Here is an 11,062-nt window from a genome sequence, read left to right as displayed (position 1 = left end):
GTGCCCCCACCGCATGGACTCCCTCCTCCGCCTTGCGATGCACGCACCCTGACGCCGCGGTCTGGTCCGACCTGATCCACAAGACACGCCCTAGGCGTATCGACCCGCAGGGTTGTTCACCCTGTGGGGGCTCGCGCGGAGCCGGTGAGTCCGGGCCCTGCCGGTCCGGCGGGGCCCGTCCGTCAGTCGGTGGTGGGGCGGCGGCGGGTGAGGAGGCGGAGGGTGGTGCCGAGGAGGAGGGCGGTGGTGCCGGCGATGGCGAGGGGGCGGGTGGCGGTGCCGGCGCCGGTGTCGGCGAGGTGGGTGGGGGTGGTGGCGGTGGGGGGCTGGGCGTGGTCGGCGGGGGTGAGGGTGCCGGTGTAGGTGGCGGTGAGCTGGGGGCAGGTGTACTTCTTCGCCGGGGCGGAGCCGCTCGGCAGGACCTCGGACTTGGCGGTGAAGGTGAGGCGGTGGTCGCCGTGCGGGGTGTCGGCGGCGAGCCGGACCTGGAGGGTGAGCCGCTGGCCCTGGGGCACCTGGTAGGCGCCGGTGTTGGCCGGGGTGCCGGTGACGGTGAGGGGCTTCCAGGCGCCGGCGCCCGCGCGCAGTTCCAGGGGGAGGCTGCCGCTGCCGTCGGCGAGGGCGACGGTGGTGGCGAGCTGCTTCACCGTGGTGGTGCTGGTGTTGGTGAAGGTGACGGCGAGTTCGCCCGGGGTGCCGGTGCTGCCGGTGGCCGGTATCGGGTCGGCGGTGGTGCCTTCCGGGCAGTCGGCGGGGGCGGTCGGCGTCGGGGTGGCGGAAGGGGTCTCGGAGGGAGTCCCGGTGGGCGTCACGCCGGGCGTCACGCTGGGTGTCGCGGCGGGGGCGGTGGTCGGGCTGTCGGAGGCGAACGCGGGGACCGTGGCGAGGGCGACCGGACCGGCGGTGAGCACGAGCAGGGTGCAGGCGGCGGGAAGGCGGGCGGGACGCATCGGCGGGCTCCAGCGGTGGGGTCGGGTGTCGCTCTCCGGGAAGACCACCGAGGGGCCCGAACGGTTGTCCGTGCCCCTCGGTTCATTTCACGCGGGATCAGCTGTGCGCGCCCGCCTTGCGACGGCGCAGGACGAACAGGGTACCGGCGCCGGCGGCCAGGACGGCGGCGCCGCCGAGGGCGATCGGCAGGGTGTTGGAGGAGCTGCCGGTCTCGGCCAGGTGCGGGCCGGCCGACGGGGAGGCGGAGGCCGAGACGGCTGCGGCGGGCACGGTGGCCGGCGTGGTGGCCGGCGTGGTGGAGCCACCGGCCTCGGCGACGTGGAACTCGCCCAGGTAGTCGTCGAGGAACTGGGTGCAGGCCTGGGGCTTGTTGTTGGCCGGGGTGGGGACCTTGTCGTTGTCGAAGGCGTCCGAGCCGGCCTCGTAGTTCGCGCCGTAGCGGCCGACCGGGGCCTTGGCGGTGGCGGCGATCCGGACCTTGTAGGTGAGCTTCTCGCCCTTGGCCAGCTTGAACTCGGGTGTGATGAGGCTCCGGTCGTTGAGCTGCGCGGGCTTCCAGCCGTCGCCGGTGTTCAGCTGGACGTCGAAGAACGCGGTGCTCCACTGGACCGGGTAGTCGCCGTCGAACTCGTCGGTGACGTAGAGCGAGTTGTGGACCACGGGCAGGTCGACGCCGCTCTTGTTCTCCCAGGTCACGGTGACTTCGGCAGCCGGTCCGCCCTTGACCAGGGTGGTCCCGTACAGGCCGGTGCCGGTGGCCTTGAGCAGGGCGCTCTGGTAGACGCCGCCGTGGCACCGGTTGTCGACGGTCGGCTTCGGTATCGGCTTGACGGTGGGGGTGACCGGGGCGCTCGGCGTGGTGGTCGCGGAGGCGCTCGGTGCCGGGGTGCTCGGGGCGGTGGTCGCGGTCGCGGTGCCGGTCGGGGTCGGGGTCGGGGTGGTGATCCCGACGGCGCTCGCGGTGGCGGCGCCGGCCGTGGCGCAGAGGGTGAGCGCCGTCAGCGCGGAAGCGGCGAGGAGACGGGAAGAGCGCACGCGGACTAGCTCCATCTGTGGGCGGAATTCGGGTGTTTTCGGGCGACTTGAGGCTTCGGCGAGGGCCGTCGGCACTGGATCGCCCGCGTACCCTACCGGGGTGGGGAGCCGGCGCTTCCGGGCGGGGACGAGTGCCGGGGTGCTCCGGTTGCCGGGGTGTGGGGGCGGTCGGACGATGGTGGGCATGATGCACCAGATGCGAGCCGAGTTCGGCCCCGAGGGGGAGGCCGGCGGGGTGCGGCTGTGGCACGTGGTCCGGGGGGCGCAGAGCGTGGCGATGTGCGGCCGGGAGCTCGATCCCGGGGCGCCGGTGCGGGAGGCGGTGGACTGGGGGCGGACCCCGGAGCTGTGCTGCCACACCTGCGGGGCGTACTTCCTGCGCGAGGCGCCGTACCTGTCGGCCGAGCACCAGTGAGCGGCCGGGCGCTACGGTGCTCGGTATGGAGGAATCGCTGGTCCGGCCCCGGTCGCTGACCGCCGAGGCCGCGGGGCTGCGCTCCGGCGTGCCCGGGCTGTCCGAGTACGTCGACCGGTTCTGCGGGCGGGTCGAGCGGGTGGACCCGCTGCTCCACGCCTTCGTGGCGGAGCCCGGCCGGCACGACCGACTGCGGGCGCGGGCACGGGAGTTGGCCGCACGGTACCCGGAGCCGGCCGGGCGGCCGCCGCTGTACGGGGTGGCGGTGGGGATCAAGGACATCGTGCACGTGGACGGGCTGCCCACGCACGCCGGGTCCGCGCTGCCGCCGGGTGTGCTGGCGGGGCCGCAGGCCGTGGTGGTGGACCGGCTGCTGGCGGCGGGGGCGATGGTCGCGGGCAAGACGGTGACCGCCGAGTTCGCCGCGACCGCCCCGGGCCCGACCCGCAATCCGCACCGGCCGGGGCACACCCCGGGGGGTTCGAGCAGCGGCTCGGCGGCGGCGGTGGCGGCCGGGCTGGTGCCGTTGGCGGTCGGCACCCAGACGGTGGGTTCGGTGATCCGGCCGGCCGCGTACTGCGGGGTGGTGGGGTTCCGGCCGACGTACGGGCGGATCCCGTTCGCGGGCGTGATCCCGAACGCGCCGAGTTTCGACACCCTGGGCGTGTTCACCGCCGAACTGGCGGGCGTGGCGCTGGTGGCCCCGCTGCTGTGCGAGGACTGGCGGCCCCGGGAGGGGGAGGCGGCGGCGGCCCCGGTCTGCGGCGTGCCGGACGGGCCGTACCTGGAGCGGGCGGAGCCGGCCGCGCGGCGGGCCTTCGAGGAGCAGGTGGCACGGCTGGCGCGGGCCGGGGTGACGGTCCGCAGGGTGCCGCTGTTCCCCGACTTCGCCGAGGTGACGCGGCAGTTGCAGCTCGTCAACCGGTTCGAGCTGGCCCGCAGCCATGCCGACTGGTTCGCCCGCTTCGGCGGGCTGTACCGGCCGGAGACGGTGGCGAGCATCCGGGTCGGGCAGGGGGTCGCGGCGGCGGACCGGGCGGCCGCGCTGCGGTTCCGGGAGGGGCTGCGGGAGCGGGTGGCCGGGGCGGCGGCCGCTGCCGGGGTGGACCTGTGGCTGGCGCCCTCGGCGACCGGCGGGGCGCCGGAGGGCTTGCACGACACGGGGAACGGGGTGATGTCGCTGCCGTGGAGCTTCCTCGGCCTGCCCGCGGTGAGCCTGCCGGCCGGCCGGACGGCGGACGGGCTGCCGCTCGGCCTCCAGCTGGTCGGCGCGGCGGGCGGGGACGAGCGGCTGCTCGCCGGGGCCGCCGTGCTGGAGCGGGCGCTGCGTCAGGGGCTGGGGTAGCGGCCCGCTGGAGGGGCCCGCCTGACCGGGGAGGGGTCAGGCGTCGGGGCCGCGCCGCTCGTCCGGGAAGCGCGGCCCGCCGATCAGAAAGAACAGTGCGGCGGTCGGAAAGCCGAGCGCGGCGGCGAGCACCACGATGAACTGCCAGAACATCTTCCGCTCCTCGTCAGTCCCGGGCCGCTCCGGCACCCGAAGGTGGTGCCAAACCCGGCCGGCCCCGATTGGCCGAATTGTCCAGTCGTTATCCGACGGTATGGCCGAATCGCCCCCGCTGCCACCGGAAACCGGTCCCGGCCCGCGCCACACCGGCGCAGGGGTCTGGGCGCGGGCCGGGGGCGGCGGCCACACTGTCGGGATGCAGCTACAGCTCGCAGGGGAAGCACGGCGGCCCGACCGCGAGAGCGAGGACTTCGCGGCGGCCTCGCCGGAGGCACTGGTCCTGCTGGACGGCGCCAGCTCGCCGGCCGGCCTGGAGTCCGGGTGCCGGCACGGAACCGCCTGGTACGTCCGCCGGTTGGGGGTGCACCTGCTCGCCCGGCTCACCGACCGGGTGGACCGCTCGATCGCCGAGTGCCTGGCCGACGCCATCGTGGAGACGGCCGCGCTGCACGGCGGCCGCTGCGACCTCGGCCACGCCAACACGCCCGCGGCGATGGTGGTCGCGGCCCGGCGGCACGGCGAGTCCCTGGAGTACCTGGTGCTCGGGGACTCGCTGCTGGTGCTGGAGTTCAAGGACGGCCCGCCCAAGGTGATCGGCGACAACCAGCGCTTCCCCGGCGGGGAGGAGCTGCGCCGCCAGGTCTGGGCGACCGTCCCGGGGACGGCCGAGCGGGCCGCGCTGCACCTGGAGTACGCGTTGGCGGTGCGCGCCGCCCGTAACCGGGGCACCGGTCCGTGGATCGCCGCCGCCAGTCCGCGGGCCGCCGAGCACGCCGAGACCGGCTTCGTCCGGCTGGAGCGGCTGCATGCGGTGGCCGCCCTCACCGACGGCGCCTCGCGCTACACCGAGCGCTTCGGGCTGGGCAGTTGGGGGGACGTGCTGCGGCTGCTCGCGGAGTCCGGGCCGGGCGAGCTGATCGCCCAGGTCCGCGAGGTGGAGCGGGCGGACGCGGGCTGCGAGCGCTGGCCGCGCGGCAAGACCCACGACGACGCCTCCGCCGTCTACGCGTTGCTGTAGCCGGCGGAGGCGCTGCCCGGGTGGTGCGGGGTCAGCGGTTGTTGCCCCAGCGGAAGCTGGACGGGTCGCCGACCTTCTGCACCCACGGCCGCACGTAGCGGGAGGGGTCGTCGCTGGTGGAGTAGCTGCCGCTGGTGATGTGGCCGACCCAGCCCTGGTCGCTGGTGTACGCGCCGGCCTCGCACCCCTGGGTGCCGTTGCCCCAGTTGATCAGGTCGTACTGCACGTACCAGTGCGAGCTGTAGTAGAAGTGCACGTTGATCGAGCAGGTGCCCGTCCCGTCGGTGACGGAGTACGAGCTGGTGTCGATGGTCGGCAGGGCCTGGGCCGCGGTGGCGCCGGTCAGGGCGATCAGCGGGGCTGCGGCGAGTACGGCGAGCCGCCGGACGGCACGGCGCATGGTGGGGTTCCTCCCGTTGTGGTCTCGACCAATTTGGCCAATGGTTCAGACCAATCGACATTATTGCGAGACGCCCGGAGCTGGTGTCAACACCCGTGCGACAAGGGGAGGATGGGGCTCCGGAGGCTTCCGGTACGAACATGCCGAAGGGCCCGGACCGTGTGCGGTCCGGGCCCTTCGGGTGTGCCGACGTCAGTGGGCGTCGGTGGGGATGGTGCCGAGCCGGCCGGCCTGGAAGTCCTCCATGGCCTGCTGGAGTTCGCGGTGGCTGTTCATCACGAACGGGCCGTACCAGGCGACGGGCTCGCGAATCGGCAGGCCGCCGAGCAGGACGACCTCGAAGTTGGCGTTGCGGGAGTCCTGCTTCTCGTCGGCGCGGATGGTGAGGGAGTCGCCGTCGCCGAAGACGACGGCCTGGCCCATGTGGAAGGGGCGGCGCTCCTCGCCGGCGGAGCCGCTGCCGGCCAGGCCGTAGGCGAGGGCGTTGAAGTCGGCACGCCAGGGGAGGGTGACCTGGGCACCGGGGTTCACCGAGATGTGGGTCATGGTGATCGGGGTGTGGGTCGCGCCGGGGCCCTGGTGGCCGTCGACCTCGCCGGCGATGACGCGGATCAGGGCGCCGCCGTCCGCCGAGCCGAGCAGCTTGACGCTGCCGCCGCGGATGTCCTGGTACTTCGGGGCGATCATCTTGTCCGAGGCGGGCAGGTTGACCCACAGCTGGAGGCCGTGGAACAGGCCGCCGGACATCACCAGCGACTCCGGCGGGGTCTCGATGTGCAGCAGACCGGAGCCGGCCGTCATCCACTGGGTGTCGCCGTCGGTGATGGTGCCGCCGCCGCCGTGCGAGTCCTGGTGGATGAACGTTCCGTCGATGATGTAGGTGACCGTCTCGAAGCCGCGGTGCGGGTGCCAAGGGGTCCCCTTGGGCTCGCCGGCCGCGTAGTCCACCTCGCCCATCTGGTCCATCATGATGAACGGGTCGAGGTACTTGGTGTTGATCTTGGCGAAGGCGCGGCGGACCGGGAAGCCCTCACCCTCGAAGCCTTCGGGGGCGGTGGCGACGGTGAGCACCGGCCGCGGGGTGGCGACGACCGGGTCCGGCGTGGTGACGCGCGGGAGGGTCAGCGGGTTGTCGACGGTCACGGCGGGCATGTCGGCCTCCTTCGAGGGGGGTTCTCTGGCCTACGTCCACGAGGATAGTTCAATCCTCAACAACAAGCAAGTTGAAAGTTGAACTATGTGTCGACGAAGGAGCGCGGGGCTCCTCGCTCAGGATGGGTCAGCCGTACATGCGGCGCATGGTGAAGTCGACCATCTGCTCGACCGCCTTGGCGTCGAACACCATCCGGTGCTCGCCCTCCATGTCCAGTGCGAAGCCGTAGCCGGTCGGCAGTAGGTCCAGCACCTCGGCGCCGGTGACGGTGAAGTGCTTGGAGTCCTTGCCGGCGTAGCGGCGCAGCTCCTTGAGCGAGCTGAACATCGGGATCACCGGCGTCGGCGTGTTGTGCAGTGCCAGGAAGCCGGGGCGCTCGCCGCGCGGGCAGTGCACCTTCGAGGTGATGAAGATGGCCTGGAAGTCCTCGACCGCCATCGAGCCCGTGGTGAAGGCGCGCACCGCGTCCGCCAGGGACGGCGGGGAGGGCTCCGGGTACAGCGACTGCTGGGGCGCCTGCCCCTGCGCGCCGTACGCGTCCGGTCCGGGCATGCCGTTCATGCCCGGCTGCGGACCCGCCTGCTGCTGGTAGGGGTCACCCGGGTATGCGTTCTGGTCATATCCGTACACACGGACAGGCTAGCGGGAGCGCACCCTCCCGCGCTGGCGTCGATCCTGACAAGGAGTGGTCGTCCCGGCTTGTGGGACGTGACCACGTTCATACCGGATTCACCGTCGGGGGCTTGCCCAAGTTACCGCTGGGTAGCATCATGATGCCTACTGGTGGGTACGGGACGCCCGAAACGCGGCGGTCACCCGGAAGCGACGAACCGGAGAAAACGGCCATGGGTCACTACAAGTCCAACCTGCGGGACGTGGAGTTCAACCTCTTCGAGGTGTTCGGTCGCGACCAGGTGTACGGCACCGGGCCGTTCGCGGACATGGACGTCGAGACCGCGAAGAACATCCTCAGCGAGATCGCCCGCCTCGCCGAGAACGACCTCGCCGCGTCGTTCGCCGACACCGACCGCAACCCGCCGGTCTTCGACCCGGAGACCAACACCGCCCCGATCCCGGCCACGTTCAAGAAGAGCTACCAGACCTTCATGGACGCCGAGTGGTGGCGCCTGGGCATCCCGGAGTCCATCGGCGGCCAGGTCACCCCGAACTCGCTGATCTGGGCCTTCGCCGAGCAGATCCTGGGCTCCAACCCCGCCATCTGGATGTACTCCTCCGGCCCGGCCTTCGCCGGTGTCATCGCCGAGGAGGGCACCGAGGAGCAGCTCGAGGTCGCCAAGCGGATGACCGACCGCCTGTGGGGCTCCACCATGGTCCTCACCGAGCCCGACGCGGGCTCCGACGTGGGCGCCGGCCGCACCAAGGCGATCCAGCAGGAGGACGGCTCCTGGCACATCGAGGGCGTCAAGCGCTTCATCACCTCGGGCGAGCACGACATGTCCGAGAACATCATCCACATGGTGCTGGCCCGCCCCGAGGGCGGTAAGCCGGGCACCAAGGGCCTCGGTCTGTTCATCGTCCCCAAGTTCGACTTCGACTGGGAGACCGGCGAGCTCGGCGAGCGCAACGGCGTCTACGCCACCAACGTCGAGCACAAGATGGGCCTCAAGGCCTCCAACACCTGCGAGATGACCTTCGGTGCCAAGCACCCGGCCAAGGGCTGGCTGCTGGGCGAGAAGGTCGACGGCATCCGCCAGATGTTCAAGATCATCGAGTTCGCCCGGATGATGGTCGGCACGAAGGCCATCGCCACCCTCTCCACCGGCTACCTGAACGCCCTGGAGTACGCCAAGGAGCGCGTGCAGGGTGCCGACATCTCCCAGTTCCTGGACAAGACCGCCCCGCGCGTCACCATCACCCACCACCCGGACGTGCGCCGCTCGCTGCTGACCCAGAAGGCCTACGCCGAGGGCATGCGCGCGCTGGTCCTGTTCACCGCGTCCGTCCAGGACGACATGCTGGCCGCCAAGCTGCGCGGCGAGCGGGACGAGGCCGCCGAGCGCCTCAACGACTTCCTACTCCCGATCGTCAAGGGCTACGGCTCGGAGAAGTCCTACGAGCAGCTCGCCCAGTCCCTGCAGACCTTCGGTGGCTCCGGCTACCTGCAGGAGTACCCGATCGAGCAGTACATCCGCGACGCCAAGATCGACACCCTGTACGAGGGCACCACCGCGATCCAGGGCCAGGACTTCTTCTTCCGCAAGATCGTCAAGGACGGTGGCCAGGCGCTCACCGCCCTCAACGAGCAGATCCAGAAGTTCCTCGGCTCCGCCGAGGGCGGCGACGCCCTGGCCGCCGAGCGCGAGCTGCTCGCCAAGGCCGCCGGCGACCTGGAGGCCATCGTCGGCAAGCTCATCGCCGACCTGACCTCGGTCGAGCAGGACGTCAAGAACATGTACAAGGTGGGCCTCAACACCACCCGCCTGCTGATGGTCTCCGGCGACGTCGTGGTCGGCTGGCTGCTGCTGCGCCAGGCCGCGGTGGCCCTGGCCAAGCTGGAGGCCGGCGCCTCCGAGAAGGACGTGCCGTTCTACCAGGGCAAGGTCGCGGCCGCCCGCTTCTTCGCCAAGAACGTCCTCCCGACCATCGCCCCGCAGCGGGCGATCGCCGAGGGCATCGACAACGAGATCATGGAGCTGGCGGAGGAGGCCTTCTAAGGCCCTGCGCGCTCTTCTGACTGCCTGACGACACCCTCACACCGAAGGGCCCGGCTGCCACCGGGCCCTTTGGCGTCTTCGCGCGGGCGAGGCGCCCCAAGGCCCGGAGGCCGTACGGGAGTTGGGCCCAGCGGGCCGGGTGCGGTCCGGGTGTGGTCCGGCTGTGGTCCGGCCTGCGGTCCAGCCTGCGGGCCGGCTGTGGGCCGGCTGTGGGCTGGCTGTGGGCCGGGTGTGGGCCGGGTGGCGAAGGGCTCCGGCGCCGTGCCCGGCGGGGGAGGCGCGGCCCCCGTGCCGCGGTCCGCTGACGGTGTGCGACCGGGAGCGACCAGGGCGTGAAGAAGGGCCGGTGGGAGGCGGGTTCGGGATCGTGCCGGTGTTCCGAAACCCCTGCCGGGGCCCGAATGCCATGTCCGTGTACGGGCATATGCTCAAGGTGCGAAGCCGATCCCCCATCCGGCTTCGGCCCTCCCTCGACCCTGGAGCAGTATGTCGACCGCCGCCCGCCGGGCCTTCTTCGACCGGACGCACACCGACGATCTGATCGCGTTCCTCGGCACCTCGCCGTCCCCGTACCACGCGGTCGCGAGCGCCGCCGAGCGCCTGGAGAAGGCGGGGTTCCGTCAGGTCGCGGAGACGGACGCCTGGGACGCGGCGGCCGGCGGGCGCTACCTGATCCGCGGCGGCGCGCTGATCGCCTGGTACCTGCCGGAGGGCGCGGGGCCGGAGACGCCGTTCCGGATCGTCGGCACCCACACCGACTCGCCCAACCTGCGGGTGAAGCCGGTCCCCGACACCGGCTCCGCCGGGTGGCGGCAGGTCGCGGTGGAGATCTACGGCGGGGTGCCGCTGAACACCTGGCTGGACCGTGACCTCGGCCTGTCCGGCAGACTCGCGTTGAAGGACGGAAGTGCGCGGCTCGTCCAGCTGGACGAGCCGCTGCTGCGCGTGCCCCAGCTCGCCATCCACCTGGACCGCCAGGTCAACGACGGCATGAAGCTGGACCGGCAGCGGCACGTCACCCCGATCTGGGGCCTCGGCCCGGTCGACGAGGGCTCGCTGATCGGCTACGTCGCCGAGCGGGCCGGGCTGGCCGTCGAGGAGGTGGCCGGCTGGGACCTGATGACCCATGACGTCCAGCCCGCCTCCTACCTGGGCCGTGACCGCGAGCTGCTGGCCGGCCCGCGGCTGGACAACCTGCTCTCGGTGCACGCGGCCACCGCCGCGCTGGCCGCCGTGGCCCTCGCCGCCGCCGGGGGCGAGCTGGCGCTGCCGTACATCCCGGTGCTGGCCGCCTTCGACCACGAGGAGACCGGCAGCGAGTCGGACACCGGCGCGCAGAGCCCGCTGCTCGGCAACGTGCTGGACCGCACGGTGTACGCCCGCGGCGGCTCCCCGGAGGACCGCGCCCGGGCGCTGGCCGGCACCGTCTGCCTGTCCTCGGACATGGGCCACGCCGTCCACCCGAACTACTCCGAGCGGCACGAGCCGGGCCACCACCCGCTGCCGAACAACGGGCCGATCCTCAAGGTCAACGTCAACAACCGCTACGCGACCGACGGGGTCGGCCGGGCGGTGTTCGCGGCCGCCTGCGAGAAGGCCGGCGTGCCGTGGCAGAGCTTCGTCTCCAACAACGCGATGCCCTGCGGGACGACGATCGGTCCGATCACCGCGGCGCGGCTGGGCATCAAGACGGTGGACTGCGGCATCGCGGCGCTGTCCATGCACTCCGCGCGCGAGCTGTGCGGGGCCGAGGACCCGTACCTGCTGGCCAGCGCGATCAAGGCCTTCCTGGAGGGCTGAGCACGGACGCTGTGACGGGGGGGGGGGGGGGGGGGGGGGGGGGGGGGGGGGGGGGGGGGGGGGGGGGGGGGGGGGGGGGGGGGGGGGGGAGGGGGGGGGGGGGGGGGGGGG

The 11,062-nt window shown here is 72.6% G+C and carries 10 protein-coding genes; 5 read left to right on the top strand and 5 right to left on the bottom strand.

Going from position 1 to position 11,062, the window contains the following annotated elements:
* Positions 1 to 182: 182 nt before the first annotated feature.
* Together ACZ4W5_RS37160 and ACZ4W5_RS37155 are read right to left on the bottom strand one after the other, a co-directional pair.
* Positions 183 to 950, bottom strand: coding sequence for a hypothetical protein (locus ACZ4W5_RS37160; RefSeq protein WP_465659595.1), 768 nt, complete (start codon positions 948 to 950; stop codon positions 183 to 185).
* 97 nt (positions 951 to 1,047) lie between these two features.
* On the bottom strand, positions 1,048 to 1,986 hold the full coding sequence (locus ACZ4W5_RS37155; RefSeq protein WP_465659593.1) for an LAETG motif-containing sortase-dependent surface protein: 939 nt from the start codon (positions 1,984 to 1,986) through the stop codon (positions 1,048 to 1,050).
* 184 nt (positions 1,987 to 2,170) lie between these two features.
* On the opposite strand from ACZ4W5_RS37155, the gene ACZ4W5_RS37150 reads away from it, so the two are divergent.
* The 3 genes from ACZ4W5_RS37150 to ACZ4W5_RS37140 all read left to right on the top strand — a co-directional run bounded on the left by ACZ4W5_RS37150 (position 2,171) and on the right by ACZ4W5_RS37140 (position 4,923).
* Positions 2,171 to 2,401 carry a hypothetical protein gene (locus tag ACZ4W5_RS37150; protein WP_360239596.1) on the top strand — a complete coding sequence of 77 codons (231 nt, stop codon included), beginning with the start codon at positions 2,171 to 2,173 and terminating at the stop codon, positions 2,399 to 2,401.
* 25 nt (positions 2,402 to 2,426) lie between these two features.
* On the top strand, positions 2,427 to 3,746 hold the full coding sequence (locus ACZ4W5_RS37145) for an amidase (protein ID WP_465659591.1): 1,320 nt from the start codon (positions 2,427 to 2,429) through the stop codon (positions 3,744 to 3,746).
* A 355-nt stretch (positions 3,747 to 4,101) separates the two neighbouring features.
* Positions 4,102 to 4,923, top strand: a complete 822-nt coding sequence (locus ACZ4W5_RS37140) for a protein phosphatase 2C domain-containing protein (RefSeq protein WP_360239602.1) — start codon at positions 4,102 to 4,104, stop codon at positions 4,921 to 4,923.
* A gap of 31 nt (positions 4,924 to 4,954) precedes the next feature.
* Here ACZ4W5_RS37140 and ACZ4W5_RS37135 read toward each other — a convergent pair whose 3' ends face one another.
* The 3 genes from ACZ4W5_RS37135 to ACZ4W5_RS37125 all read right to left on the bottom strand — a co-directional run bounded on the left by ACZ4W5_RS37135 (position 4,955) and on the right by ACZ4W5_RS37125 (position 7,106).
* Positions 4,955 to 5,323 carry a hypothetical protein gene (locus ACZ4W5_RS37135; RefSeq protein WP_360239605.1) on the bottom strand — a complete coding sequence of 123 codons (369 nt, stop codon included), beginning with the start codon at positions 5,321 to 5,323 and terminating at the stop codon, positions 4,955 to 4,957.
* 192 nt (positions 5,324 to 5,515) lie between these two features.
* Positions 5,516 to 6,475: a pirin family protein gene (locus tag ACZ4W5_RS37130; RefSeq protein WP_360239608.1), complete on the bottom strand. Its 960-nt coding sequence runs from the start codon at positions 6,473 to 6,475 to the stop codon at positions 5,516 to 5,518.
* Between the two features lie 127 nt (positions 6,476 to 6,602).
* Positions 6,603 to 7,106 (bottom strand): SseB family protein, encoded by a 504-nt coding sequence (locus ACZ4W5_RS37125; protein ID WP_380408510.1) that lies wholly within the window; start codon positions 7,104 to 7,106, stop codon positions 6,603 to 6,605.
* Between the two features lie 215 nt (positions 7,107 to 7,321).
* On the opposite strand from ACZ4W5_RS37125, the gene ACZ4W5_RS37120 reads away from it, so the two are divergent.
* The gene (locus ACZ4W5_RS37120) at positions 7,322 to 9,151 is read left to right on the top strand and encodes an acyl-CoA dehydrogenase (protein ID WP_360239611.1); all 1,830 of its coding nucleotides are present in this window, start codon (positions 7,322 to 7,324) and stop codon (positions 9,149 to 9,151) included.
* A gap of 486 nt (positions 9,152 to 9,637) precedes the next feature.
* Positions 9,638 to 10,951: a M18 family aminopeptidase gene (locus tag ACZ4W5_RS37115; RefSeq protein ID WP_465659587.1), complete on the top strand. Its 1,314-nt coding sequence runs from the start codon at positions 9,638 to 9,640 to the stop codon at positions 10,949 to 10,951.
* Positions 10,952 to 11,062 lie beyond the last annotated feature (111 nt).

The organism is Kitasatospora sp. NPDC029367 (genome assembly GCF_055569135.1).
The sequence above is the reverse complement of the archived record's forward strand: the minus strand, read 5'-3'. Positions and strand labels throughout refer to the sequence as shown.